This is a genomic window from Halomicrobium zhouii, assembly GCF_900114435.1.
Lineage (GTDB): Archaea > Halobacteriota > Halobacteria > Halobacteriales > Haloarculaceae > Halomicrobium > Halomicrobium zhouii.
The window spans coordinates 581,720-605,352 of record NZ_FOZK01000002.1; the positions used below are offsets into that span (position 1 = coordinate 581,720).

General features: G+C 68.3%; 27 protein-coding genes. 11 read left to right on the forward strand and 16 right to left on the reverse strand.

Annotated elements, in window-relative coordinates; translation table 11 throughout:
- The first annotated feature begins 94 nt into the window (after positions 1 to 94).
- On the forward strand, positions 95 to 919 hold the full coding sequence (locus tag BM337_RS10075; RefSeq protein ID WP_089816487.1) for a hypothetical protein: 825 nt from the start codon (positions 95 to 97) through the stop codon (positions 917 to 919).
- Positions 920 to 948: 29 nt separating this feature from the next.
- On the opposite strand, the gene BM337_RS10080 is transcribed toward BM337_RS10075, so the two are convergent.
- From BM337_RS10080 to BM337_RS10095, 4 genes are all read right to left on the reverse strand, one after another.
- Positions 949 to 2,106 (reverse strand): nicotinate phosphoribosyltransferase, encoded by a 1,158-nt coding sequence (locus BM337_RS10080; protein WP_089816488.1) that lies wholly within the window; start codon positions 2,104 to 2,106, stop codon positions 949 to 951.
- 55 nt (positions 2,107 to 2,161) lie between these two features.
- Entirely contained in the window at positions 2,162 to 3,598 is a 1,437-nt protein-coding gene (locus BM337_RS10085; RefSeq protein ID WP_089816489.1) for an Hvo_1808 family surface protein, read from the reverse strand.
- A 73-nt stretch (positions 3,599 to 3,671) separates the two neighbouring features.
- Complete coding sequence (locus BM337_RS10090) at positions 3,672 to 5,024, reverse strand: Hvo_1808 family surface protein (RefSeq protein WP_089816490.1); 1,353 nt, start codon at positions 5,022 to 5,024, stop codon at positions 3,672 to 3,674.
- Entirely contained in the window at positions 5,017 to 6,540 is a 1,524-nt protein-coding gene (locus BM337_RS10095) for an Hvo_1808 family surface protein (protein ID WP_089816491.1), read from the reverse strand. The genes BM337_RS10090 and BM337_RS10095 overlap by 8 nt, the downstream gene beginning before the upstream one ends.
- Positions 6,541 to 6,668: 128 nt before the next feature.
- On the opposite strand from BM337_RS10095, the gene BM337_RS10100 reads away from it, so the two are divergent.
- Positions 6,669 to 7,262, forward strand: a complete 594-nt coding sequence (locus BM337_RS10100) for a cysteine hydrolase family protein (protein ID WP_089816492.1) — start codon at positions 6,669 to 6,671, stop codon at positions 7,260 to 7,262.
- Positions 7,259 to 7,738 carry a DUF4385 family protein gene (locus BM337_RS10105; RefSeq protein WP_089816493.1) on the forward strand — a complete coding sequence of 160 codons (480 nt, stop codon included), beginning with the start codon at positions 7,259 to 7,261 and terminating at the stop codon, positions 7,736 to 7,738. Before BM337_RS10100 ends, BM337_RS10105 begins: the two co-directional genes overlap by 4 nt.
- On the opposite strand, the gene BM337_RS10110 is transcribed toward BM337_RS10105, so the two are convergent.
- Positions 7,723 to 8,577 carry a DUF8155 domain-containing protein gene (locus BM337_RS10110; RefSeq protein WP_089816494.1) on the reverse strand — a complete coding sequence of 285 codons (855 nt, stop codon included), beginning with the start codon at positions 8,575 to 8,577 and terminating at the stop codon, positions 7,723 to 7,725. The two genes, BM337_RS10105 and BM337_RS10110, sit on opposite strands and share 16 nt — an antisense overlap.
- 193 nt (positions 8,578 to 8,770) lie before the next feature.
- On the opposite strand from BM337_RS10110, the gene BM337_RS10115 reads away from it, so the two are divergent.
- Positions 8,771 to 9,460 (forward strand): lipoyl protein ligase domain-containing protein, encoded by a 690-nt coding sequence (locus tag BM337_RS10115; protein ID WP_089816495.1) that lies wholly within the window; start codon positions 8,771 to 8,773, stop codon positions 9,458 to 9,460.
- 129 nt (positions 9,461 to 9,589) lie between these two features.
- On the opposite strand, the gene BM337_RS10120 is transcribed toward BM337_RS10115, so the two are convergent.
- Positions 9,590 to 9,769, reverse strand: coding sequence for a hypothetical protein (locus BM337_RS10120; RefSeq protein ID WP_089816496.1), 180 nt, complete (start codon positions 9,767 to 9,769; stop codon positions 9,590 to 9,592).
- 15 nt (positions 9,770 to 9,784) lie between these two features.
- On the reverse strand, positions 9,785 to 10,069 hold the full coding sequence (locus tag BM337_RS10125) for a DUF7123 family protein (RefSeq protein ID WP_089816497.1): 285 nt from the start codon (positions 10,067 to 10,069) through the stop codon (positions 9,785 to 9,787).
- 374 nt (positions 10,070 to 10,443) lie between these two features.
- On the opposite strand from BM337_RS10125, the gene BM337_RS10130 reads away from it, so the two are divergent.
- Entirely contained in the window at positions 10,444 to 11,733 is a 1,290-nt protein-coding gene (locus BM337_RS10130; protein WP_089816498.1) for a dihydroorotase, read from the forward strand.
- 403 nt (positions 11,734 to 12,136) lie between these two features.
- Here BM337_RS10130 and BM337_RS10135 read toward each other — a convergent pair whose 3' ends face one another.
- Entirely contained in the window at positions 12,137 to 12,634 is a 498-nt protein-coding gene (locus BM337_RS10135; protein ID WP_177227407.1) for a hypothetical protein, read from the reverse strand.
- 124 nt (positions 12,635 to 12,758) lie between these two features.
- Here BM337_RS10135 and BM337_RS10140 point away from each other — a divergent pair, with 124 nt between their 5' ends.
- Positions 12,759 to 14,147 (forward strand): LVIVD repeat-containing protein, encoded by a 1,389-nt coding sequence (locus BM337_RS10140; protein WP_089816499.1) that lies wholly within the window; start codon positions 12,759 to 12,761, stop codon positions 14,145 to 14,147.
- Between the two features lie 62 nt (positions 14,148 to 14,209).
- On the opposite strand, the gene BM337_RS10145 is transcribed toward BM337_RS10140, so the two are convergent.
- The 4 genes from BM337_RS10145 to BM337_RS10160 all read right to left on the reverse strand — a co-directional run bounded on the left by BM337_RS10145 (position 14,210) and on the right by BM337_RS10160 (position 17,367).
- Entirely contained in the window at positions 14,210 to 15,058 is an 849-nt protein-coding gene (locus BM337_RS10145) for a DUF7504 family protein (RefSeq protein ID WP_089816500.1), read from the reverse strand.
- A gap of 261 nt (positions 15,059 to 15,319) precedes the next feature.
- Positions 15,320 to 16,753, reverse strand: a complete 1,434-nt coding sequence (locus BM337_RS10150) for a ribonuclease FAU-1 family protein (protein WP_089816501.1) — start codon at positions 16,751 to 16,753, stop codon at positions 15,320 to 15,322.
- Positions 16,750 to 17,124: a DUF7532 family protein gene (locus tag BM337_RS10155; RefSeq protein WP_089816502.1), complete on the reverse strand. Its 375-nt coding sequence runs from the start codon at positions 17,122 to 17,124 to the stop codon at positions 16,750 to 16,752. The genes BM337_RS10150 and BM337_RS10155 overlap by 4 nt, the downstream gene beginning before the upstream one ends.
- Positions 17,125 to 17,211: 87 nt before the next feature.
- Positions 17,212 to 17,367 (reverse strand): preprotein translocase subunit Sec61beta, encoded by a 156-nt coding sequence (locus BM337_RS10160; protein ID WP_089816503.1) that lies wholly within the window; start codon positions 17,365 to 17,367, stop codon positions 17,212 to 17,214.
- Between the two features lie 223 nt (positions 17,368 to 17,590).
- Between BM337_RS10160 and BM337_RS10165 the strand changes: the two genes are divergently transcribed.
- Positions 17,591 to 17,857: a thioredoxin family protein gene (locus BM337_RS10165; protein WP_089816504.1), complete on the forward strand. Its 267-nt coding sequence runs from the start codon at positions 17,591 to 17,593 to the stop codon at positions 17,855 to 17,857.
- A 71-nt stretch (positions 17,858 to 17,928) separates the two neighbouring features.
- On the opposite strand, the gene npdG is transcribed toward BM337_RS10165, so the two are convergent.
- Positions 17,929 to 18,597, reverse strand: coding sequence for an NADPH-dependent F420 reductase (npdG, locus tag BM337_RS10170; protein ID WP_089816505.1), 669 nt, complete (start codon positions 18,595 to 18,597; stop codon positions 17,929 to 17,931).
- 93 nt (positions 18,598 to 18,690) lie between these two features.
- On the opposite strand from npdG, the gene BM337_RS10175 reads away from it, so the two are divergent.
- Positions 18,691 to 19,605 (forward strand): winged helix-turn-helix domain-containing protein, encoded by a 915-nt coding sequence (locus BM337_RS10175; protein WP_089816506.1) that lies wholly within the window; start codon positions 18,691 to 18,693, stop codon positions 19,603 to 19,605.
- Positions 19,606 to 19,744: 139 nt separating this feature from the next.
- Positions 19,745 to 19,975, forward strand: a complete 231-nt coding sequence (locus tag BM337_RS10180) for a hypothetical protein (RefSeq protein ID WP_143117696.1) — start codon at positions 19,745 to 19,747, stop codon at positions 19,973 to 19,975.
- A gap of 33 nt (positions 19,976 to 20,008) precedes the next feature.
- Here BM337_RS10180 and BM337_RS10185 read toward each other — a convergent pair whose 3' ends face one another.
- Together BM337_RS10185 and BM337_RS10190 are read right to left on the reverse strand one after the other, a co-directional pair.
- Entirely contained in the window at positions 20,009 to 20,875 is an 867-nt protein-coding gene (locus BM337_RS10185) for a TIGR01548 family HAD-type hydrolase (RefSeq protein WP_089816508.1), read from the reverse strand.
- A gap of 732 nt (positions 20,876 to 21,607) precedes the next feature.
- Positions 21,608 to 22,021: a UPF0146 family protein gene (locus BM337_RS10190; RefSeq protein ID WP_089816509.1), complete on the reverse strand. Its 414-nt coding sequence runs from the start codon at positions 22,019 to 22,021 to the stop codon at positions 21,608 to 21,610.
- Positions 22,022 to 22,060: 39 nt separating this feature from the next.
- Here BM337_RS10190 and BM337_RS10195 point away from each other — a divergent pair, with 39 nt between their 5' ends.
- Positions 22,061 to 22,582, forward strand: a complete 522-nt coding sequence (locus BM337_RS10195; protein WP_089816510.1) for an archaemetzincin family Zn-dependent metalloprotease — start codon at positions 22,061 to 22,063, stop codon at positions 22,580 to 22,582.
- A 77-nt stretch (positions 22,583 to 22,659) separates the two neighbouring features.
- On the forward strand, positions 22,660 to 22,866 hold the full coding sequence (locus BM337_RS10200; protein WP_089816511.1) for a hypothetical protein: 207 nt from the start codon (positions 22,660 to 22,662) through the stop codon (positions 22,864 to 22,866).
- A 185-nt stretch (positions 22,867 to 23,051) separates the two neighbouring features.
- On the opposite strand, the gene BM337_RS21120 is transcribed toward BM337_RS10200, so the two are convergent.
- Positions 23,052 to 23,210, reverse strand: coding sequence for a hypothetical protein (locus BM337_RS21120; RefSeq protein ID WP_177227409.1), 159 nt, complete (start codon positions 23,208 to 23,210; stop codon positions 23,052 to 23,054).
- Positions 23,211 to 23,633 lie beyond the last annotated feature (423 nt).

The window sequence follows — 23,633 nt, forward strand, 5'->3', positions numbered from 1 at the left end:
GTCGCGGCCACACCTGAGCCCCTCACCTTAGCTGGCGTTTATTCCCGCGAAACCGTCTTCGGGGTATAACCGTCGTCCGGCGGGAGGGTGGACTATGGACGAGAAGCGTCAGTTCACCCGACGCGGAGCCGTGCGAACGATCGGTGGCGTCGCGCTGGCCGGCCTCGCTGGTTGCGGTGCGTTCGGCGACGGCACCGCCGACGAACCGACGGACGCGTCGTCCGGTTCCCCCACAGACGCCGAGGCGACGACCGATACGGCGACCGAAAGTGGAACGCCGTCACGGAGCGAGACCGAAGGTGGAACGCCGTCACAGAGCGAGACCGAGAGTGGAACCCAGGACGGCGGCAACGGACACACGGAGAGTACGCCGTCGGTCGACGTGACGTTCGTCGAGAACCCGACGCAGGTCCACGGCACGCTCGTGGAGGCAACGTCCGCCCCCGACGACGAGGTGCTCGTCGGCTTCCGCCTCGAAGACTCCTCGTTACCGTTCACGACGGAGGTCTACCCCGCGGCCGAGGACGCCACGATCCACGACACCGAGACCTACGACACGCAGGACCTCTCGGACGTGCCCCTCGTTCCGGATCAACCCGAGGCGCTACCGACCGTCGACACCGAGCACGAGGACGTCCACTACGGGACGACGCCGGTCGGCGAAGCGCTCGCAGTGACCCTCGTCGCGCGGCACGACGGCGACCGCGACCTCGACTGGAGCGCGTGGGAGCGGACCGGGCATCCGTACGACGGGCACCGGGAGACGGACCCGTACCTCTCGGTGGCCTGCTACTGCGGCGGCGAGAACTACACCGCACCGGCGGGCGGCACCTGGGCCCGCGTCATCGCGGTCACGCCGACCGACCGCGTCGAGGCCGGCACGACCGTCGCCCTGAACTGGACGTCGAGCCGGCTATAGGCCCGCTCTTTCACACCCACTCGTCGCTTTCACACCCACTCGTCGCCGAACCCGACCCGTTCGGCGTCTTCTCGGGCCCGATCGGCCGCCTCGTCGACGTCGAACTCCCGGACGATTTCGCCGTCGCGGATCAGCGGTTCGAGCAGCGCTTCGCCGTTCTCCGGTCCCTCCCGACTCGCGAGGCCGACGTGGTGACCGCCGTCGGGCGTGCGGTACACCTCTTTCTTCCCCGTCAGCTTCCCGCGCTTGGCCGCGGGCTCGCCGTCGAGTTCGACGATGTCGAGCGCGAAGTCCAGCGGGTCGGCGTTACTGACGTGGCTCCCGACGCCGAACCCCTCGACGACGTCCCGGAGGTCGCGAAGTTCCGCCGGGCCGAGGCCGCCGCTGGCGAAGATGCCGACGTCGTCGTGGCCGTGGGCGTCGAGCGTCCAGCGCACCTCCCGCAGGATGTGGCGGAAGTCGCCCCGGCGGGACCCCGTCGTGTCGATGCGGATGCTGTCCAGGTCGTCGATGGTCGCGGCCGCCCGGAGCGACTCGTCCACCTCGTCGGAGTAGGTGTCACACAGCGCGACGCGGGGGACGTCCGGTCCGACGCCCTCGTCGAAGGCGGTCCAGGCCGCCTCCTGGTTCCCACGCCCGAAGGCGATTACGAGCGCGTGGGGCATCGTCCCGCTTGCCTCCTTCCCGATGATCTCCCCGGCAGCGACGTTGGAGATGCCGTCGAGGCCGCCGATCAGCGCCGAGCGCTCGACGACGGCGCCAAGCGACGGGTGGACGTGCCGCGATCCGAAGCTCAGCACCTGCGAGTCGGGGGCGGCCTGTCTGACTTCGAGCGCACTCGTCGCGATGCCCGTGGCGTGGGAGAGGAATCCGAGGAGGGCGGTTTCGAGCCGACAGAACTCCAGGTACTCGCCCTCGATTCGCATGACTGGGCCGCCGTCGAACAGCCGCCCCTCTCGGACGGCGTCGACGTCCACGTCGTACCCGGCGAGGAGGTTTGCGGCGTCCTCGACTCCTGCGAGGAGATTCCACTCGCCCGTCGGGAACTGGTCGGCCGTCACCTCCGCGACGACGTCCGGATTCTTGCCCGCGTGTTCCAGCGCCTCGACCGTCCGGTCGAAGTAGGCGTCGGTCGCCCGCCCCTCCGCGATGGCCTCGGGCGGCACGACGTCGAATGCCTGGTCCATACCGCCGTTTTGCCCCCCTGCGAGAAAAAAGGAACCTACTCGGGAGTTCTCTCAGTCACTCGTCCACTGGCGCGTGAATCTCGGACAGGTCCTCACGAGCGGGCGCGTTCACGATGGTGACGGTCGTCCCGTCCCGACTCACGTGGAAGGCGTCGCCGTAGGGGTCTGACCCGGGGACGACGTACACCGACTGGTCCGCGCTCGCGTTGGCGCGGTCCGCGAGGACGGACCGGTAGGCGTCGTCGAACTCCCGGGCGTCTTGCTCGGTGTCCCACTCCAGTTTCCAGACGTAGCCGTAGGCCTCCGAGTCGCTGGTCTCGTTCGCGCCGGCGGTCCCGTTGTGATAGGGAACCAGGGCATCACCCGCCCAGCCGGCGGAGGGGGCCCTGGAGTAGTTCCGGGTCCCGTTCAGGGCGTCGTTGTCGTAGAAGGTCACGTAGAGAATCGACTCGCCAAGCGTCTGGGCCTCGGGCTCGTGGTCGAAGCGAGACCACTCGTCGGTCGAGCGGTCCTCGACGGTGACGTTGACGGGCGCCTCGTCGGGGTACTTCTCGGGGTGGATCACCTGCTCGGTGCTGGCCGGGTAGTTCTCGTGGAGGTCGTTCACGGCGTCCCAGCCGCCGTCGTCGTGGACGCCCTCGACGAACTCGGGGCCGAGCTGGTAGGGCTGGGCGAACGTCAGCAGGTAACCCTGGTCGACGTCGAGACCGCCGTCGTTCTCACAGCCCGGGAGGAGTTCGCAGACGAGCAGCTCGCTGAGGTCGACGACGTCGTCGAAGGCGTCCATGTTGGCCGCCGCCCCGGCACAGGACCAGTTCTCGCCACAGCGGTCGACGTAGCGGGACTCGACCGCTTCGGCGTCGCCCTCGATGACCATCGTCCGGGCGCGCGAGCGGTCGCGGACCGCGGGATCTCCGGAGAGGTCGAACTGCTGGTCCTGGACGGCGTGGGTGAGTTCGTGGGCCAGCGTCGCCGCGTCGAGGGATTCGTTCCCCACGACGACGATCTCGTCCGACGCGGGGTCGTAGTAGCCGGCGACGGCCTCCGAGGAGACGCTCTGGCGAGCCTCGGACGGCGAGGTGTCCTCTCCGAGGATGAGCGCGGCCTCCCACACCTGGGCGTGGTAGGCCTCGTGGCGCGTCGAGAGGCTGTGACCGCCCGTCCCGCGCTCGCGGTGTTCGGCCCGGCTCACCAGCTCGACGGAGACGTCGTCCTCGAACTCCAGGCCGCGGATCACCTCGATGCGGGCCATCGTCCGCGCGGCCACGGCCTCGATCTCGGACTCGTTGTAGCCGTCGCTCTCGTTGATCGACACCGGGTCGTCGTGCCAGTAGCCGTCCTCCCAGCCGAGCCGGTCCGACTCGGGGTCCGGTCGTTCGACGTGGGTGACGCCGTCGCCGCCGTCCGTGCCGGACTGGCAGCCAGCCAGCGCGAGGAGGACGGCGAGGCAACACAGGAGCAGGAATCGCTTCGTCGGGCGTGGCGGGCGCATTCGCTAGGTGTCTCGGCGGACTCTTCAAAAAAGTTTCATCATTCCGGCGAGCGGACTCGTCAGAACCCGCGGCTCACCCGCTGCTCCTGCTGTGAATGTCGGACAGTTCCGCACGAGACGGTGCGTTGACGATGGTCACGCGCTGGCCGTCCCGGACGACGCGGAAGGCATCGCCGTAGGGGTCGGACTCGGGCAGGACGTAGACGTTCTCGCCCGGTCGTTCCGCGGCGCGCCCCTCCAGGATGGACCGGTAGGCCGACTCGAACTGGCGGGCGTCCCGCTCGGTGTCCCACCGGGTCTCCCAGACGTAGCCGTAGCCCGCGGCGTCGGCTCCGTCGCCGGAGCCGTTGTGGTAGGGCACCAGCGCGTCACCGGCCCAGCCGGCAGACGGCCGACTCTCGTACTCGTACACCTCGTCGCGCGGAACCTCGGCCTCACCGTGGACGGTGAGCATCCCGTAGATGGACGCCTCGCCGACTGTATCCGCCACCGGGTCGTGGTCGAAGCGGGACCACTCGTCTGAGGAGCGGTCGGGGACGGTGACGTTCGCCGGCTGTTCGCCGGGGTACTTTTCGGGGTGAATCACCTGCTCCGTGCTGTTGGGCGGCGTGTCGTAGAGCTCGGTCACGGCGTCCCAGCCGCCCGACTGGCGGACCTGGGCGACGAATTCCGGCCCCGTCGCGTAGGGCTGGTAGATGACCAGGAAGACCCCGTCGGTGGCCTGGCCGCCGCCCGATGCCCCTCTCGGCGGCTTCTCCAGGCACTGCCAGCGGCCGCTGTCGCAGCGATTCCTGTACTGCGCCTGCACGTAGTTCGCCTCGCCCTCGGTGACTGACTGGCTGGCGAGTTGCCGGTCCTGCGTCGGCGGACTCCCGGCGAGGCCGCCCTCCTGGTCCTGTAGCGCGTGGACGAGTTCGTGGGCCAGCGTCCCCCGGTCGATGGTCGGCGTCTCCGAGTCGCTGACGATGACGATGCTGTCGTTGGCCGGGGCGTAGTAGCCCTGGACGGAGCTGTTGAACGTGTCGCCGAAGGCGTTCTCGACCTGGCGGTCCTCGCCCACGAGGAGCAGCCCCTCCCAGACCTGCTCGTTCCAGGGGTCACCCGAGACGCCGAGTCCGGTCGAACGGTTGCGGTACTCGTCGCGACTGATCACCTCCAGGGTGACGTTGCCCTCGAACTCCAGCCCGCGGATCTGTTCGACGCGGGCCATCGTCCGGGCGAGGACGGCCTCGCGCTCGCTCTCGTTGAGGCCGTCCTCGGTCGTCACCGAGATCGATTCGTCGTACCAGTAGCCGTTCTCCCAGCCGATCTGGTCGGTGGCGGGGTCCTGTTCGAGCGGCTGGTGGAGGGCGGTGTCGATACCGCTACAGCCCGCCAGGATGGCCAGGACGGCGACGCCGACGAGCACCACCACCCCCCTACGCATCGTGGACCTCCGAGAGCCCGTCGCGGTCGGGCGCGTTGACGACGGTCACCGTGTCGCCGCGCTGGCGGATCCGGACGGCGTCGGCGAACTGACTATCGCGTATCTCCCAGACGTTGTCGCCGACCCGCTCGCCGCCCCAGTGCTTGACCACGGCGGTCCACGAGGAGGCGAACTCGCGGGCCTCGTCCGGGCTCTCCCACTTCGTCCGCCAGACGTAGCCGAGTTCGCCGGCGTCGTTCTCGTAGACGTACATCTTGCCGCCCGCCCAGCCCGCCGCCGCGCCGACGTCGTAGTCGAAGGGGTCCCGGGAGTCGACGCTGCCGTTGGCCCGGTAGTTGATGACGTCCGTCGGCCGGACGACCGCCGCGTCGTTGTACTCGTCCGCGAGCGTGTACGCGAGCGTGGCGGCGATGGCCGACTGGCCGGGGACGGCGTAGTTCGGCCGGTTCGGCGGCTCGACGCGCTCCCACTGGTCGCTCGACCGGTCGCGCAGTTCGACGTCGGCCGGCTCCCACTCGGGGTACCGGTCGGGGTAGATGACCTCGGGCGAGCCGTCGGGCCGGTCCTCGTATGCGTCGTTCACGGCATCCCAGCCACCATCGTCGTACAGCGACTCGACGAAGCCGGGGCCGTCGCTGTAGGGGAAGTACATGAGGACCTGGATGCCGAGGTGGCCGGGCGCGCCGTCGGATTGCTCGCCGGCGTCTTCACTCCCTTCCCCGCCTCCTTCATCGTCGCCGTTCTCGGTGTCGCCCAGACACTCCCACGCCTCGCCGCAGTGGGATTGGTATCGCCGTTCCGCGAACGACGCGTCGCCCTCGATCAGCCCGTTGCGGCCTTGGTGGGCGTCGCGGGTCCGCACCGGGTCGGCCGCCAGGTCGAAGTGCTGGTCCTGGAGGGCGTGGACGAGTTCGTGGGCCAGCGTCCCCTCGCCGTCGAGCCGGGGCGTCTCGCTCTCGGAGACGACGACGATCTCGTCGCGCGAGGGGCTGTAGTAGCCCAGCACGCTCTCGCCGCGGGTCGACTCCTGGGTCTCGATGGAGTCGTCGCGCTCGCCGACGAGGAAGAGCGCCTCGAACTTCGCGTTGTCGAAGCGCGTCAGCGCCTCGCTGTGGTTCCCGCCCGACTCGTTCCGGTACTCCGTCCGGTCGATGACGGTCACCGGGACGTCCTCCTCGAACTCCAGCCCGCGGACGAGTTCCATCCGGGCCATCGACCGCGCGACGACGGCGTCGAGTTCGCTCTCGTTGTAGCCGTCCCCGGGCGTCACGGCGACGGACTCGTTGTGCCAGTAGCCGTTCTCCCAGCCGAGCCGGTCGCTCTCGGGGTCCTCGGGCACCTCGCCACCGGTTGGGATCCGGTCGTTTCCGGTGGAATCGGCCGACGAAGCGCTATCGGTCGTCGTGGGTCTGTCGCCAGGCTCGGTGCCGGAGTCGGCACCCGGCGACCCGGGGAAGCCCGGCGCCTGGCAGCCGGCGAGGACGAGCAAGAGAGCGAGCAGGACGGCACGCAGCATTGACGGATGGTGGGGACCCACGCTCAAAAAGGGCGCGCAGTCACCTTCCAGCCGCGGCGTCGTGCGTCCGGGTACTCGCCCGCGCTCGCGGCGCAACGCTGTTTGGGTTCCGCGTCGAATCGTCGCGTATGACCCAGTTCGACCCCGACAACACCGCCGTGGTCGTCGTCGACATGCAGAACGGCTTCTGTCACCCCGACGGTAGCCTCTACGCGCCCGGCAGCGAGGACGCTATCGAACCCTGCGTCGACCTCGTGGAGCGCGCCCGCGAGGCCGGCGCCAGCGTCGTCTTCACCCGGGACGTCCACCCACCCGAACAGTTCGAGGATTCGCACTACTACGACGAGTTCGAGCGCTGGGGCGAGCACGTCCTCGAAGGGTCCTGGGAGGCCGAACTGGTCGCGGAGCTGGAGCCGCGAACGGATCACGACGAGGAACTCGTCGTCGTCAAGCACACCTACGACGCCTTCTACGAGACGCAGCTCGAGGGATGGCTCGACGCCCACGGCATCGACGACCTCCTCTTTAGCGGCACGCTCGCGAACGTCTGCGTCCTCCACACCGCCGGCAGTGCCGGTCTTCGGGACTACCACCCGGTGCTGGTCGAGGACCCCATCGGCTACATCGAGCAAGCCCACCACGAGTACGCGCTGGACCACGCCGACTGGTTGTTCGGCGACGTGGTGGCCCTGGAGGACGTGGCGTTCGAGACCGACCGATGAACGACGTCGTCCGGGGTGACGTCGGAGAAGTCGACGACGGCCCGGAGTACGACGTGAACTTTCGCGACGAGCCCGGCCGGTACCGTCACACCCCCGACGAGCGCGGCGTCTTCAAGGTCGAACCGTACAAGTCCGAACTGTTGCCGCGCTGGGCCATCACCGACCTGGCGGCGGCCGAAGAGGCCGCAACCGCCATCCACGACCGGTACTGCGAGTACCGCGACGCCGACGATTTCGTCGGCATGGACGTCGCGCGCAAGTACCTCCAGATGGGATGGACGCGAGCGATGCGCTACGCGAAGTACCCGGGTGGCCGGAAGTACGAGGACGGCGAGGAGCGCGAACCCCAGGAGTGGTACGACGAGGAGAAACGAGAGATCGCGCTGGTCTACCGCGACGCGCTCGACGCGGTGCGCGAGGACGACGCGTACGAGCGCCTGCAGGCGGCCCACTGCGAGCGCTACGGCGAGGAGTGATCGACGACCGAGACGGTCACCGCCTCGCCCACCGTGAGGTCCACCGCCTCACCGACGAGTTTCACGCCGAAGGAGTCACGGGCACAGAACAGGGCGATGCCGGTCACCGGGTCGCCGTTTGCGAGAACATCGACGTCGTGCCAGTCGACGTTGCGCCCTCTCGCCGTCCCGACCTCGTTTCCCGCGACGGCAACCCGGCTACCGTCGTGGCCGAACAGCAGTCCGCCGCTGTCGTAGTGGGACAGGCCACCGTCGAGGACGCCGGCGTCCGAGCCAGCACCGAGTCCGTTTGCCAACCCGACGAATCGCTCGCCAGGCGCCGGATGCGCCGGTTCATCGAGGCGCGCCCACGTATCGCCCGTCTCGACCACCGTCCCGGTGCCGTCCCAGGGAAGCGGTTCGACGTCGACGGCGACCGTCAGGCGCTCCGAACCGCTTGCGCGGTAGTGATCCACCCCCGAATCGCGAAACTCCAGGTGGACGTGGTTCGGAACCCACGGGGCGAAGAAGCCAGCCCGAACCAGGCGACCCAGCGGGTCCCCGAACCCAACGCTGTCTCCCGGTTCTACGGTCGGATCGACGTGGAGGATCCTGGCGACGTACTCGCCAGTGTCCACCAGCACGAGCCAGTCGTGCTCGGCGGCGTAGGCCTTCGGCGGCGCCCGCACGCGCTTCACGTCCACGATCTCGCCAGCGACTGGTGATGGTGCCGTCTCGCCCTCGGGATACAGGTCGATAGCGCGCCCGTCGTCGTGGGCGACGAACGGCGAGTTGTAGAGCGAGAACCGTTGGTACTGGTCCAGAACCTCGGTGTGGAGCGTCACCGGCGACTCGGGCATCTACCCCCCAGTCGGTCCTGGCCGGGCTTCAACCTCCCGACGCCGAGGGTTCAAGTACGAACACGGGGCCAGTCCGGACCATGTCCTGACCAGTGACGCGGCGCGTCCGCGGGTGCGTGGACCAGCGCGTCGCGACGCCGGGAGTCCACCTGCACGCCACATCTGTTTTGCCGGTCGCGCGGGAAGCGTGGGTATGCGCCTGCTCCGCGGTCGGGCGAGTGACCCCGAGACCGACCAGCGGCGCACCCGCGAGATGGTCGACGCCGTCGCCGACAGCGACGCTCCGGCCCTCAGAGTCTGGACGCCCTCTCGCCAGGTCGTCTTCGGCCGGCGCGACCGCCGCAGCGACGGCTACGAGCGGGCCAGGGAACTCGTACTACAGCGGGACTTCGCCGTCCGCGAACGCGAGGTCGGGGGCCGGGCAGTCGCCTACACCGGGACGACCGTCGCGTTCGCGCTCGCCGAACCCGTCGACGACCACCGGCGCGGTATCGGTGCCCGGTACGACCGCGCGCTCGACGCGCTCCAGAGCGCCCTCGCCGACCGCGGAATCTCCGCCGAACGTGGCGAACCACCGGACTCGTTCTGTCCGGGAAGCCACTCCCTGCAGACGGACGACGGCAAAGTCGCCGGCGTCGCTCAGCGCGTCCGCCAGGACGTCGCCGTCGTGGCTGGGGTGGTCGTCGTGAGCGACGCCGCGACAGTCGCCGACGTTCTCGACCCCGTCTACGACGCGCTCGGCGTGCCCTTCGATCCGGCGAACGTCGGAAGTCTGGCCGCGGCGACTGACGGCGAACCCACTCCGGAGAGAGTGGTCGACGCCGTCGGGAGGGCGTTCACCGGGGAGTCGGAGACTGGCTCCGACGCTGTCCGGGGGAGGTAGGCTCGGTCGACGGACTTCCCGTACTCGGGAAGCGCGAAAATGCCGTCGGGGCCGTGGAGGGGCTTTGGAGGGCCGTCAGCAAGGGGCCGTGGAGGGACTGCGAGCAACCCGCGAGAGACGAGACGGTGTTCAGTCCCGTTCGAAGGCTCGAATCGCGTTCCGTACCTCTTCGTCGGTCGCTTCGCTCCGCTCGTCCGACCGCGACGAGACGAGGCGCAGGTACTCCGCGAGCGTCGATCGGACGCGCGTACCGAGCCCTTCGTCTCGGGGGGTCTCGACGACGGATTCGTGGAGGGTGGACGGGGACATAGCCATTCTAGCACCTCAGGCAGACTGCGTGCGCGTCACGCGCCAGGTGGTCGCGCTCGTGTAGGACCACTTCTCGATTTCGAGGTCGGGCGCGGACTCCTGCAGCCGGATCATCAGCTGGCCGATCGCCTGGGGCGACAGGTCGACGTCGTCGGCGATGAACTTGCCCTTGACGTAGAGTTCACCCTGGTTTGCGGTCTCTTCGGCCAGATACGCACGCAGGCGCTCGGCCTTGGAGTCACTCTCGGCGCAGTCGGCGGGCGATTCCTCGACAGCCGCGGGGGGTGCTGTTGCGCTCATTGGCTTCGGTCACCACTTGCACCCAGTGGGTGTTATATACGCGAGTCGCTTTGCTCTATTTAGCGACTGCCCGGAACAATTAATCCGATTTCGGCGCTCGAATTCGTTTCATCCCCATTTTACGACTGGCTGAGACCGCCCGAGATTCTTTACGATACGATCTGACGCGCTCTCTCAGTTTACGGGGAACGTCCGTTCGATGGACAGAAAAATTCACGACGGCCGACACGATCGCGGTGAGGCACACGCTACAGGAGACGCTTGACGACCGTTCGCGAGCGAACGCGCGTAAACTGTTCTCGGTGCGTGGGCACACCACCGTCCGCGGTCGCGACTCCGAAACACGTAGGTCTGGCCACCGAGGAGCCAACCGTATGCTCATCCGGAACGCGACACTCCCAGACAAGTCCGAGCGCGACGTCCGCGTCGAGGGCGAGACCATCGCCGCCGTCGAATCGGCCCTCGAACCCCACGACGACGAGCGCGTCGTCGAAGCACGGGGCAAGCGACTCTTCCCGGGGATGATCGACGTCCACGTCCACTTTCGCCAGCCCGGCTACTCGCACAAGGAGACGTGGGCGTCGGGGTCCCGCTCCGCTGCAGCGGGCGGCGTCACTACCGTCGTCGACCAGCCCAACACAGACCCGCCGACGATCGACGCCGACGCGGTCGCGGAGAAGGAATCGCTCGCCGGCGAATCGGTCGTCGACTACGGCATCAACGGCGGCGTCACCGAATCGTGGGACCCCGACGGCCTCCTCGACCAGCCGCTGTTCGCCCTTGGCGAGGTGTTTCTCGCCGACTCGACGGGCGACATGGGCATCGACGCCGACCTGTTCGAGGACGCGCTGGTGAGAGCCACCGAGAGGGGTCGGGCCGTCACCGTCCACGCCGAGGACGCGACGCTCTTCAATCAGGACGCGAAAGAGCGCGACGACGCCGACGCCTGGAGCGCGTTCCGGACCACCGAGGCCGAGGAAGCCGCCGTCGAACGGGCCTGCGGCGTGGCCAGCGAGCACGACGCTACCATCCACGTCGCGCATACGAGCACGCCCGAGGGGATCGATATCGCCGCCGACGCGGGGATGACCTGCGAGGTGACGCCCCACCACCTGTTCCTCTCGCGCGACGACCTGGCGGAACTCGGGACGTTCGGCCGGATGAACCCGCCGCTCCGGAGCGAGGAGCGACGTGCAGCGGTGTACGAACGCGTCGCCGACGGGACCGTCGACATGATCGCGACAGACCACGCGCCCCACACGCGCGAGGAGAAGGACGCCGCCATCTGGGACGCGCCCTCGGGCGTCCCCGGCGTCGAGACGGCGCTCCCGCTCCTCCTCGAAGAAGCCAGGCAGGGGAACCTCTCCTACGAGCGCGTCCGCGACCTCACCGCGGCGAATCCAGCCGACGTGTTCGACCTGCCGCGGAAGGGAACCATCGAGGAAGGCGCCGACGCCGACCTCGTCCTCGTCGACCCGGACGACGCTCGGAAGATTCGTGGGGAGGACATGCACACCAAGATCGACTGGACGCCGTTCGAGGGCTTCACCGGCGTGTTCCCGGAGTGGACGATGGTTCGAGGCGAGGTCGTCTACGAACGGGACCCGGCGAGCGGCGACGAGACGTTCGCCGACCACCAGGGCGAGAACGTTCGTGAGCGGTAGAACTACTGTGTTGATCAGTCCGGATCGAGACGACCACGAGAACTAGAAACAAAACCCCGAAAGCCCCCTCCCGCTCGGGTCGGGGGCCCGCGACTGCGCTCCTCGCTCACTCCGTTCGCTCCGGTGCTTGTCGGGGCCGCCTTCCCCGAGCGGTCGGCCCCTTTCATTCCCGCCCGTTTCTCCTGACGAACCAGCCGAAGTGGGTGGACTGAAAGGGGCGGTCGGCTGAACGAACCCCGACGACGCGAGCACCGCAGCGGAGCGAGGAGCGCAGCGAGTCGCGGGAGTTCAGCCGACCGGGGCTTTCGGCCTGTTGATTAGAGTTGCAGGTGCCGCCTCAGTACCGACCGATCAACACAGTAGTTGCCTCCCGCACAGAGGTAGCTAACGGGAAAGCGCACCCTCACTCCGATTCCTCTTCGGCACGCCCCTTCCAGGCCTTCTCCTGGGCGCGTTCGGCGACGTGGCGGTCGCCGTCGGCGAGACGCTCGCGCGCTCGCTCCTCGAGCGTCTCGGCGTCGTCGAGCAGGCCGGCCTGGAACGTCTCCAGCACGTCGTAGGACCAGCGGTCGTCGAGCACGCCGCAGGGGAGAAAGTCGTCGCGGAGTTCGTCCGCCAGTTCGTCTTCACCCTGGTCGCGCAGCAACGCCTCGGCGGCGGCGAAGTGGTCCATCGCGTGACCGGTGTTGTGGTGGAAGGCGACGAGGTGGCCGTGTGCGCGGTGGAACCACTCCAGGCCGAGTTCGACGCGGTGGAGGGCCTCGACGGCGGGGTCATCGGAGTGAGGGGACTCGGCGACGCGCTGCTGGTCGTCGACTTTCGTCGGGTTCCCGGTGTGGGCGGCGTCTTCGGCGGCGGTTCGGTCGTCGGCTCGCGGTCCCTCGGTCGGATCTGACGCCATGTCCCACAGTTGGGCGCCGGGACACCTCTGTCTGTCGCTCGTATCACACTGGACACACGTTCGTCGGCACGGTCCGCTGCAGACGAGCGCAACGTTTCTACGTTCGGACGCCCCACTGTGGGACATGCATCGCCGGTCGTTCCTCCGGGCTGCGTGTGGAAGCGCCGTCCTCGGGAGCGTCGGAACTGCCAGCGCACACCCGAAAGGCTCTGGCGGGGGGCAGGGGACGCCGGTCTCCGAGACGCCGACGGGACCGGACCCGCTCGGATCGCTCCGCCTCGCGGGCGCCAAGGAGGCGGTCGTCCGGGACGGAACGACCGTCTTCCTGGCGACGACTGACGGGTTCGCCGTCGTCGACGTGAGCGACCCGGCCGACCTGGCCGTCGCCTACAGTTCCGACGCCGTTCTCGACGACCACGAACACGGCCCCATGCGACAGATCTGGGACGTGAAGGTCGACGGCGACTGTCTGCTCGTGGTTGGCCCGGCCAACGGCGGCGTCGACGCCGTCCACGCCGCCGTCGTCTACGACGTCGGGGACCCGACCGAACCGGACCGCGTCGCCGTCCACGAGACGGACTACCCCATCCACAACGCCTTCCTCGCCGACGGCGTCGCCTACCTGACGGCAAACGACTTCGAATCGAACTGGCTCGTCACCGTCGACGCCGACTCGGGCGAGGAGTTCGGCCGGTGGTCGTTGCTTGACCACGACGAGGCCTGGGGTGACGTCGAACCGGTTATGCGCGTCCTCCACGACGTCTGGGTCGCCGACGACATCGCCTACCTCGCCCACTGGGACGCCGGCACCTGGATTCTGGACGTGTCGGACCCGGCCAGCCCTGAGTTTCTCTCTCGCGTCCGCGGTCGGCCGGTCGAGGAACTCGCCGCCGTGGCGAACACCTCGGAGGAAGCGACGGCGCTGCCCGGCAACGACCACTTCGTCACCGTCGACGAGAGCGGGACGCTGCTCGGTGTCGGCGTGGAGTCGTGGGCCGTCGAAGACGGTGCGGACGTCGGCCCAGGCGGCATCCACCTCTACGACGTCTCCGACCCGACAGACCCGCGCGAACGGGCAACGATCGACCCGCCGCCGTCGCCCGACCCGACCCGGTCGGGCGTCTGGACGACGGCCCACAACTTCGAACTCGCCGACGGCCGGTGCTACTCCTCGTGGTACCAGGGTGGCGTGAAGGTCCACGACGTCTCCGAGCCGTCGACGCCGCGGGAGCTGTTTCACTGGCGCGACGGGAGCCAGACGAAGTTCTGGACGGCCCAGCGGGGCGTGCCCGGCGAGTTCTTCCTCGCCAGCAGCTGGGAGTCCCCCGGTGACGAGGACGGCGCCGGCGGGCTGTACGTCTTCCCGGACCCGGCACCGGCTGAACCGGCGACGGAGTCGGGGGCGACAGACTCGGCCGGAGACGGCGGCATCGGCTCGCTCGTCGGTCTCGGCGCGCTCACCGGCGCCGGCCTCGGTGCGCTGGGGTTCAGCGCCTGGCGCGCTCGGCGATAGCTGCGGCTCGGTCCGTCAGCTGTCGGGCGACAGAACGTCTGGAAGCGACTGCGGAGCGGCGGTTACTGGACGGTCCAGTCACCGTCCTCGGCGACGACGACGCGACTGTCGAACAGGTCGGTTACCGCCGACACCGTCTCCTCGCCGAACGGTTCCGGGTCGAAGTGGTAGTGTGCGACTGCGTCCGCCGTGGCCATCCGGTCGGTAGTCGCACGGAGGAACTCCAGCGCCTGCTCCCGGGGCGTAGTCTGGAGTAACCTGGTCACCGAATCGAAGCAGACGACGAGCTGTCGGTCGCTCGCCGCCAGTGATCCCAGGCGCTCCGTAATCGTCGCCGCCAGCTCCGGGAGGTCGCTCGCGTCCGGGATGTACGAGAATGATTCGAGGCGCCCACTCGCCGCTCCCCGGGTGGTCGCGGCGGCCGACGACCGGGGGAAGTCCCCCAGGTTGATCGCGGCGGTGTCTGCCGGTCGTTCGTCCATGTACTGTTCCCAGGCGGAGACGCGACGATCGAAGGATTCCGCGTGCAACACTCCCAGCAGGTTCTCCTGGTCATACGGCGCGACGGACAGGAGGTCCACGCAGGCCTCGTGGGAGTGTGAGTGCGTCGTCAGGAGGACGTTTGCCGCCCCGTCGATCGACTCGTGGATGAACGCGTCGGGCGTCGTGTCGGCGACGTAGATGTCGCCGGCGGAGGTCACCTCGACCTCGAGGTCGTCGACCGTGAACGAGACGGAAACGCTGCTCGATTCGGACACCAGCGTGTCCAGGGCGTCCGGGTCGACCACGCGTCCGAGGGGTTCCAGTTCGAGGGCGTCTCGCCCCTTCACGAACTGGATCGCCTCCAGTACTCCACCGAACGGATCCGCGTCGTCGATCCTGAAGTGGTACGTCTCTGTGTCGGCGTCCATCAGTGTGTGCTTCCCTTCGGTGTCATTGCGATGTCGGTGCGAGACCGTATCCCACTGAACAGAACATGCGGTCTCGGATATATAACTATTTACTGGATATGCCCGCCCGGTGATGCGTTTGACAGTTTTCAACGCGACCTTTCACCGACCGGCCGGCGCCTCCTCGCAACCACCCGGTGACCTCGTCAGGGGAAGCTGACGAGTTTGGCTGCGGGCCAGTCGGTCGTCCCATCCCGGTCGGCGGTCTCGGCACCCTCCGGGTCACGACTCGCTCCCGCCGAGCCCGTGGACGAGTGACGCCGCGACGTTCCGGGCCTTCTCCGCGAGCGCCTCGGAGACGTGGCCGGCCTCGACCGCGTCGTCGAGTTCGTCGTCGTCGACGCGCTCGACCGTCCCGTCGGCGTGTTTCACCACGTCGACGTGGAGGTCGACGTAGCGGACTTGCCCGGGGAACACCTCGACTGGGGTACAGACGTTGACGTACGTCCCGCGGCGCTCGCCCTCGGCCCCCTCGTAGGTTGTCGGGTACCACCAGCGGCCCTCCGTGACCTTGGTGATGGCGACGTCGCCGGCCTGTCGATCGACGCCGAGGCCGTCGTACTGGCCGCCCGGCGTCATCTCCCGCCGGAGCGTCACCGTCCCGTCCGCCTCGACCGAGTCGACGGCCGCCTCGCCGAGCGTGAACAGGCGGCCGTCGGGCTTCCCGTGGGCGATGTCCACGGTGTCGCCGGCCTGCGGCCCGAACTGTCGCGCCACCGCCGCGAAGGGGAAGTCGCTCTCGCCGGTGTCGACGTCCTCGTCGTCGACGAGCGCCTCGACCAGGTCGACCGCCCCCGAGGCGCTGTTCGTCCCCGCCTTCGTCCGGTGGTGGCCCGGCATCGTCGTCGTCACCTCGCGGCGGACCTCGTCGAGCGCGAACCGGCTCTCGCGGCCGAACCACACCCAGGTCGTCGCCTCGTCGGTGAGGTAGCGATGGGGCGCGACGGCGGCCGGGTCGGGTGCGTCCCCGTCGGCGGGTTCGGCCCCGCTGGCGAGCGCATCGTCGACGGTAGCGGCCCGTTCGTTCAGCGTCTCGAGCGCGTCCGAGAGCGCGTCGAGGTCCGCGTCGTCGCTCGCCGCGTCCCACCGAGCGCCCCAGCCCTGGCGGGGGTCCGTCGGGAGGATGTCCGCGAGCGCGGGGCCGTTGGTCGCCGCCGTCCCACCGCGGACCAGCGTCGCCAGCGACCCCTGGACGCGCATCGTCGCGTCGAGCACCGTGCGGTCGTCGCCCCACGGCGGCGTCGGTTCGGTCACCTGGACGCGCAGGCGGTCGCCGTCGTCGACCCGTTCCGGGCTGTTCGAGTAGGGGAGGAACCCCTGTGCCCCGTCGCCCAGGTCGACGACGGCGCCGCTTCTGCGGGTATCGACGACTTCGCCGGCGAAGACGGCGCCCCGGGGCGTCGGGTCAGCCCAGGCCAGCGCGTCGCGGCCGAGCGACTGGAGGTCGTCGGCCACCTGCGCGACCGTCTCCTCGTCGCCGACGACGCCGACGCCCTGCCGATCGTCCGTCGTCGAGACCACGGCGTCGGCCTGTTCGGGCGGGAACTCGGCGTCGAAGCGCTCGCGGATGGGGTCCGAGGCCTGGACGACGCCCGGGTCGTCCCGAAATAGTTCCGTCAGCGCCGTCGCGTAGATGCCACGCACCTGGACCGTCATAGCGCCTCGCGCTCCGCGGCGAAGCGCACCCGCCCGTCGACCGTCGGCCCGAGGGTGAGTTCGACCACGCCCTCGGAGAGGACGCGCCCGGCCTCGACCGGGACCCCCCAGCTGTCGAAGCGGAGATATCCCCGGATGTCGTCGGCGTGGGTGAACAGGTCGAGGTAATCGACGGTGTGCTCCTGGACGTCGCTCGAACTGTGGGCGACGTCCATGTCGGAGTAGACGGTCTCCCGATCCGCGAAGAACGCTTCCAGTTCGGCGGCGGCCTCGTCGGTCAGTTCGACGACGGTCTCCGAGGCGGCGTCGATCTCGTCGGTCGAGAGGCCCGCCTCGCGCAACGCCTGCTGTTCGCGCTGGGTGAAGTGCATACCGACCGTTCGGATTCGAACCGTGAAAACGGTTGTACTGTCGGCCGAACTCGCGCGACGATCCGTCGTCGCGACGGCGCCCGCCGTTCAGAAGGTGTTCAGGATGAGGACGAGGAACCCGAACATCGCGCCGAAGGCGACGATGGTCCGGGGGTCGATTCGGATTGTGTTGCGGTCTTCCGCGTCGAAGTACCGGACCAGGCCGGCACTGGACATCAGCCCGCCGCCGTCGTTGCTGCTCATGCTATTTGCTGGACCCCGCGTCGGAGTAAGCCTTTCCCTTTCGCGACCGGTCGACGCCGGCGTGGCGACGGCCCCGCTTCCGCCGGCACCGACGCGCCGAAGCCGCCAGCGCAGCACTCCTGTCGGCGAACCACCAGAAGGCGGACGCGCCGGTCACCCGCGTGTCGACTGCTCGGTGAAAATCCTTATCTGGCCCGCACGGTTAGCTTTGGGCGAACCAGCAATGACAGTCACGCTCAAGGACTTTTACGCCGACTGGTGTGGCCCCTGCAAGACCCAGGACCCGATCCTGGAGGACCTCGAAGAGGACTGGGGCGACGTCGAATTCGAGAAGATCAACGTCGACGAGGAGCAGGACGTCGCCAACGAGTACCAGGTGCGCTCGCTGCCCACGCTCATCGTCGAGAACGACGACGGCATCGTCGAACGGTTCGTCGGCGTCACACAGCACGACGACCTCGAGACGGCGCTCGACCAGGCGAACGCATAACTCGGTTGCTTCGTTTTCGTTTCGGCTCCACCGGCGAGTGACGACTATCGAAATCGGGGCCGGACCGCTTCCTACCGGAACTCGACGCCCAGGTCGTGCATCCCGTCGTTGTGGCGGGCAACGTTGATGAGCAGCGGCGTCACGCACTCGACTTCCGCGGCGTTGGCGAGCGGGCCGCCGTCGAGTGGGCGGAGGCCTTCGATGTCGTCGGCCAGGGCCATCACCGTCTCCTTGGCGTCGTGGTCGTCGCCGACGACGATGGTGTCCCACTCGACGTCGGCGTCCAGATCCGCCAGGCGGCCCGCCGCGAGGTTGTGGAAGGCGCCGACGACGGGGACGTCGTCTGGGGCGGCGCGGGCGGCCAGCGCGGTGACGCTGCCGGCGCCGGGCCGGTTGTAGTGGAAGCCCGCCTCGTCGCGTTTCATCCCGACGGCCGGGGAGACGAGAACGTTCCCTTCCTCCAGCGCGTCGGCGACGGCCTCGACGGTGTCGGTGAGGTGGTAGGCGGGGACCGCCGCCACGACGACGTCGGCCCGTTCGGCCGCCGAGCGGTTGTCGGTGCCGTCGACGGTCGCGTCGGCGCCGCGACTGTCGAGTTCGGTCTCGTACTCGTCGGCCTTCGCCGCCGCGCGGTCGGCCTCGCGCGATCCGATAACGACCTCGTGGGTCGAGTCCATCGCCCAGCGCAACGCCAGTCCCTCGCCGATGTCGCCGGTGCCCCCGAGCAAGGCAATTTGCATAGCTATTGGGTGGGCCGAGCGCCGAATAAACGTTGTTACTGGTCGCGTCGCGCCCACCAAGGCTTTTGACGGCCGGGGGATAACTGTCGAGGCATGAGCAGGGCCGACACCATCCTGGAGTGCGAGGACTGCGTGGCCCCCGCCGACGCCTTCGCGCTCGTCAGCGACGAGACGCGACTGTCCATCCTGGAGGCGCTCTGGCGCCTCGACGACCCGGTCCGGTTCTCCGAACTCCGGAGCGAGGTGGGCGTCCGCGACAGCGCGCAGTTCAACTACCACCTGAACAAACTGACCGACCAGTTCGTCCGCAAGGTCGAGGCGTCCGCGGACGGCGACGGAGCCGCCAGTGGCACCGAACCCGCCGGCTACGAACTCCGAACCGCCGGCGAGCGCATCGTCCAGGCCATCCTCGCCGGGTCGTTCACCGAACACCCGCGCCGGGAGATCGCCATCGACGACCCGTGCACCCAGTGCGGGTCGGAACTCGCGGCCCGCTACGACGACGAGGTGCTCGCCATCGACTGCCCCGACTGCGGGCACGGCCACGGCGAGTACCCGTTCCCGCCCGGCGGGCTCCACGACCGCTCCGACGCGGAGATTCTGGAAGCGTTCGACCAGCGCGTGCGCCACCTCCACTGCCTCGCCAAGGACGGCGTCTGCCCGGAGTGTTCCGGCCGCATGAACACGACCATCGAGCGCGCGGGTGAGTGCTGTCTGGGCACCTCGCTGCGGGCCGACCACGTCTGCGAGCAGTGCAACCACCAGCTCTGCTCGGCGGTGGGCCTGGGGCTGCTGGACCACTCCGCCGTCGTCTCGTTCTACGGCGACCACGACGTCGCACTCTCGGAGACGCCCTACTGGCGACTGGAGTGGTGCGTCGACGACGAATCGGTCACCGTCCTCGAGGAGAACCCCTGGACCATCCGCATCGACATCAGCGAGAACGAGGAGACGCTCCGGGTCACCGTCGACGGCGACCTCTCCGTCGTCGACACCGAACGGGTCTGAGCCGCGGCCCGCCGCGACGTTTTTCGCCGGTTCGCCACCCGCTTCTATCAGACCTGTTACTCGAACGCAGTTCAGTAACTCGCGCTACAAAAATATCATTCAGATTATAGTTATGCCGTCGGCGACCCGAGATCCACCTGTGATGAGGATCCCGACGCCGACCCACCTCGACCCGACGCCGTGCGACGGATCGACGCTCGAATGCCTCGCCTGCGGGATGGCCGTCGTGGCCGTCTTCCCCCTCGCGCTGTGGGCCGTCGCCAACCCGATCGTCGCCGCAGTCGTCACGGCGACTGCCGTCGTCGCGCTGGTGACGCTGTCCGGTCTGGCGCGAACCGGCGCGCTCTGGTTCGACGGCGAGAAGATGTAGCGCCCGAACCGTCGACCGATTTTTCCTGACTGGTCACTCCAGCAGGTCCGGCAGGTCGTTGACCGACTCGACGACGGCGGCGGCGCCGGCCCCGCTGTACTTGCGCCGGCCGTCGTCACCCGTCAGCCCGCCGGTCAGCACCCCGACGCCGTAGTACACACGGTCGTCGTCCGCGGCGTCGGCGTTGACTGCCGTCCGGATGTCGTCCAGCGTGTCGCCGGCGAACGCCACCCGCTCGGCGCCGAAGCGCTCGGCGACTGTCCGGAGCGCGTGCGGGTGGGGCTTGCCCTCCTCCCAGTCGTCCATCGTGAACCGGTACTCGTCGTCGACGGACAGGCCCACACGGTCCATCGCGATGTCCGCCTCTGCGGCGGGTCGGCCGGTGACGACGCCGACGTCGTAGCGCTCGTGCAGCGCCTCGATCGTCTCGGGCTCGACCAGCACCGGCTCGTCGTTGACGAACCCCGCCGTCTCCATCTCGGGCTCACCCCCCTCCAGTTCGCGATACAGGTCGCTTCCCAGGTACAGCTGCTGGAACACGTCCCGGAGCCGCTCGGGGTCCCAGGCGTCGAAGACGGCCTCGACGGCGGATTCGTCTAGCGACTCCCGAATCACTGCCTCTGCCGCGTCCAGTCCACCGCCGTGCTCTGCGATGCCGTCGGTGAACTCGTCGATATCGTGGTCCATTCCTTCGCGCGACCCGAGCAGGTACAGCGCCGCCGCGTAGGTGAGCTCCCAGTCGTCGTTGAACCCGCCCGCGTCCTTGAACTGCTGGATGGCTTCCTTGGGGATGGTCTCGCCGTACACCGATTCCAGAGACTCGACGATCGCCCGCCGGTAGGAGTCCGCCACGTCCACCAGCACGCCGTCGATGTCCAGCACGACCGCGTCTACGTTCATGTGGGTGACTCGTGGTTGCGGGTCCTCAATTCCTTTCCCCTTCTTCTTCGCCGTATTTCTCGTCGGTCGAGGTCGCGTTCTTTCGCGAGTAGTCGGTACAGAGAGGTCCTAGCTGTAACGATTGGGTTTGTTCGGGCGCTTGGTGGTGCTATTGACGACCGCAACAGGTCGAAAGCCCTCGGCGCGCTCGCCTCGCGCGACCCACGCTGCGCGCCTCCCTCCGGTCGGTGCTTGCGGGGTCGGGCTTCGGCCACCGCGCCTCGCCCTTTCAGTCCACCAGGTCCTGCCTCGCTCACGCGGCCTCACTCCGTTCGGCACGCGTTCACGATTGAGTCCGCCAAACCTCCCCGGTCGCTCGCCGTCCGGCGAGCGATACGCTTCCTGACCGCTCCGCACCCGCCCGGCCGGGAGCGCGTTTCATCGCGCGACCAGGGGAAGGGCAGGGTTGCGGTGCTGTGCGGGCCTCGGAGTCCTCGTGAGCGAAGCGAACGAGGGCTCGTCAGAGCTTGCTCTGACGGTGGACTGAAAGGGCGAGGCGGGGTGGAGGAAGCACGGACCCGCAAGCACGCGAGGAACGAGCGCGCGCAGCGTGGTCCGCGCGACTCCAGGCCGCCGAGGGCTTTCGACGTGTTGTTCCCACAGTTCCTTCCAGCACTCAAATCACAGAACCACCAGTTACAGAAGCACCTTGAACAGAACACACAGGTTCGACCCGGGCAGGACTTCGGTCACTCAGCCCCGGCGGTTACCCGGGACCCCCTCCTTCGCGACGAACAGTGTCTCGCCCTCGGGAAGGGTCTCCCGGTCGACAGAAATCGAAGGCTGGTCGCTGCCGAGCGTCGTGAACAGGAAGTCCGCGTCGAATTCACGAGCCACGTCCCACGCGGGTCGATGGAGCTCCGGCGGCAGGTTGAGCCCGTACACGCACTCCGCATCAGCGTACACTGACTTCTCGGGCTCGGTCACGTCGTCTTTCACAAACCCCACCCCGTCGGGAACTGCACGCTCGACCACGTCGGTGGCGGTCACCACACAGCCCCGTTCGACCAGCGCTGTGGCGACCTCGGGCTGGCGACCCACGCCGACCTCGACCAGCCGGTCGAAATTCTTCAACCGGTCGACAAGGGCCTCACGTGCGGTGGTCATGGCGGGATGTTTATGCCACACCCATGCATATGCGTTCCTATGCACGTCGATATCGTGCCGGTGGGTGACGTCCCCGCGACGGTCAAGCGCGAGGCCTCGGACGGCCTGCGTTCCGTCTACGACTGCGATGTCTCCATGCACGAGCCCCGTTCTATCCCTGCCGGTGCGCACGACGAATCCCGGGACCAGTACCGGGCAGAAGAGTTCATCGACCTGGCACAGCGGGTGGGCAAGGGCGACAAGAACATCGCCATCACCGGCAAGGACCTGTACTACCGCCGGCGCAACTACGTCTTCGGCCTCGCGTACCTCTCGGGCAGTGGCAGCGTCATCTCCACCTACCGCCTCCAGACGTCCTCCGACGGTGGCTTCTCCAACCGCTCGGCGAGCGACATCTTCGCCGACCGCGTCCGCAAGGAAGTCATCCACGAGATCGGCCACACCATCGGCCTCGAACACTGCGACAACAAGCGCTGCGTGATGAACTTCTCGCCCACGGTCAGACAGGTCGACGTCAAGGAACCGTCGCTGTGTGGCTCCTGCCAGCGAGACGTGATCTGAGCGTCGCCGCGTCCGTTCAGATGCCAAATCTATTAGGCATCAACGGTATCCTCTGTGTGCCTCTATACCAAGGTGCGATGAGTGAAAGTCATTCCACAACCAGGGTCGACGAACTGAGCGACATCTTCGTATCAGTGACGGGGGACGACTCGGTGACGGAGGTCCAGGAGGAGGTCCACAGCGACCGCGAACTCCCCGCCGACGAGGCAGTCGACGTCGACGACGGCCTCGAGGACGCGGTCGCCGGCGCAGAGACGGGCAGCACCTCGGACCCGGCCGCCTGAGAACGCTTTTTCGAGACCGACCGTCTACTTTCCGCCGACCACCCGCTTCTCACTGCCCACCGCTCACCCGCTCCTTACTGCCCACCGCTCACCCACTATCTACCGCCCACCAGCCACCAGCGACGAGTCTCGGCGACGACTCGCCGGCCGCCGCTTCACCCGCACCTGACTCCCGGGCGCACGGCTCACTCTTCGACGACCGTCAGTTCGAGCGTGTGGCCCGACTCCGTGCCGTGCATCTCGACGGTCTCGTACGGATTCTCACCGTCCGCCGGGGTGACCACCTTCGAGAACTCGCACTCGGTACACTCGATCCGCATCGTCGGTGTATCGTTGGATGACATGGGTGGACTGGTTCCGCCGTGATCCGCGGGGCACTGGCCTTCTCTCTCACGAACGCACCGACACTGCAGTGCGTAGACGGCCAGGACCGATGGGGGTCTCCGTCTACAACCTGTCACTCCATGCTAATAACGGCGTCCATCGGACCGACGTCCGCTGGTTCCGGGCGCTATAGCAAAGACGTTGCACGGTGGAAAGTGATGGCTCACGGCTCGTTTCACTCGCCGTTCGCCAGTAAGTTGGCGCTCACTCCGTTCGCGCCAACCTCGCCTCGCGTGTCGCTCCCTGCGCCCTCACGGGTCGTCCCTCCCCGTTCGAGCAACCGCGGGCGCTTCGCGCCCGCTCCGGTCGCTCCCGCTGGGCACTTAGCTGATTCCCCACTGCGTTCGGAACCAGCCCCCCTCACGGCTCGTTTCACTCGCCGT

Coding starts and splice junctions, on each gene's coding strand:
- BM337_RS21120 (WP_177227409.1), bottom strand. CDS start 23,210: ATGTCATCCAACGATACACCGACGATGCGGATCGAGTGTACCGAGTGC.
- BM337_RS10095 (WP_089816491.1), bottom strand. CDS start 6,540: ATGCTGCGTGCCGTCCTGCTCGCTCTCTTGCTCGTCCTCGCCGGCTGC.
- BM337_RS10085 (WP_089816489.1), bottom strand. CDS start 3,598: ATGCGCCCGCCACGCCCGACGAAGCGATTCCTGCTCCTGTGTTGCCTC.
- BM337_RS10110 (WP_089816494.1), bottom strand. CDS start 8,577: ATGCCCGAGTCGCCGGTGACGCTCCACACCGAGGTTCTGGACCAGTAC.
- BM337_RS10125 (WP_089816497.1), bottom strand. CDS start 10,069: ATGAGCGCAACAGCACCCCCCGCGGCTGTCGAGGAATCGCCCGCCGAC.
- BM337_RS10185 (WP_089816508.1), bottom strand. CDS start 20,875: ATGAACGTAGACGCGGTCGTGCTGGACATCGACGGCGTGCTGGTGGAC.
- npdG (WP_089816505.1), bottom strand. CDS start 18,597: ATGCAAATTGCCTTGCTCGGGGGCACCGGCGACATCGGCGAGGGACTG.
- BM337_RS10160 (WP_089816503.1), bottom strand. CDS start 17,367: ATGAGCAGCAACGACGGCGGCGGGCTGATGTCCAGTGCCGGCCTGGTC.
- BM337_RS10200 (WP_089816511.1), top strand. CDS start 22,660: ATGAGTGAAAGTCATTCCACAACCAGGGTCGACGAACTGAGCGACATC.
- BM337_RS10150 (WP_089816501.1), bottom strand. CDS start 16,753: ATGACGGTCCAGGTGCGTGGCATCTACGCGACGGCGCTGACGGAACTA.
- BM337_RS10130 (WP_089816498.1), top strand. CDS start 10,444: ATGCTCATCCGGAACGCGACACTCCCAGACAAGTCCGAGCGCGACGTC.
- BM337_RS10140 (WP_089816499.1), top strand. CDS start 12,759: ATGCATCGCCGGTCGTTCCTCCGGGCTGCGTGTGGAAGCGCCGTCCTC.
- BM337_RS10135 (WP_177227407.1), bottom strand. CDS start 12,634: ATGGCGTCAGATCCGACCGAGGGACCGCGAGCCGACGACCGAACCGCC.
- BM337_RS10175 (WP_089816506.1), top strand. CDS start 18,691: ATGAGCAGGGCCGACACCATCCTGGAGTGCGAGGACTGCGTGGCCCCC.
- BM337_RS10190 (WP_089816509.1), bottom strand. CDS start 22,021: ATGACCACCGCACGTGAGGCCCTTGTCGACCGGTTGAAGAATTTCGAC.
- BM337_RS10165 (WP_089816504.1), top strand. CDS start 17,591: ATGACAGTCACGCTCAAGGACTTTTACGCCGACTGGTGTGGCCCCTGC.
- BM337_RS10115 (WP_089816495.1), top strand. CDS start 8,771: ATGCGCCTGCTCCGCGGTCGGGCGAGTGACCCCGAGACCGACCAGCGG.
- BM337_RS10075 (WP_089816487.1), top strand. CDS start 95: ATGGACGAGAAGCGTCAGTTCACCCGACGCGGAGCCGTGCGAACGATC.
- BM337_RS10195 (WP_089816510.1), top strand. CDS start 22,061: ATGCACGTCGATATCGTGCCGGTGGGTGACGTCCCCGCGACGGTCAAG.
- BM337_RS10155 (WP_089816502.1), bottom strand. CDS start 17,124: ATGCACTTCACCCAGCGCGAACAGCAGGCGTTGCGCGAGGCGGGCCTC.
- BM337_RS10080 (WP_089816488.1), bottom strand. CDS start 2,106: ATGGACCAGGCATTCGACGTCGTGCCGCCCGAGGCCATCGCGGAGGGG.
- BM337_RS10120 (WP_089816496.1), bottom strand. CDS start 9,769: ATGTCCCCGTCCACCCTCCACGAATCCGTCGTCGAGACCCCCCGAGAC.
- BM337_RS10105 (WP_089816493.1), top strand. CDS start 7,259: ATGAACGACGTCGTCCGGGGTGACGTCGGAGAAGTCGACGACGGCCCG.
- BM337_RS10100 (WP_089816492.1), top strand. CDS start 6,669: ATGACCCAGTTCGACCCCGACAACACCGCCGTGGTCGTCGTCGACATG.
- BM337_RS10145 (WP_089816500.1), bottom strand. CDS start 15,058: ATGGACGCCGACACAGAGACGTACCACTTCAGGATCGACGACGCGGAT.
- BM337_RS10090 (WP_089816490.1), bottom strand. CDS start 5,024: ATGCGTAGGGGGGTGGTGGTGCTCGTCGGCGTCGCCGTCCTGGCCATC.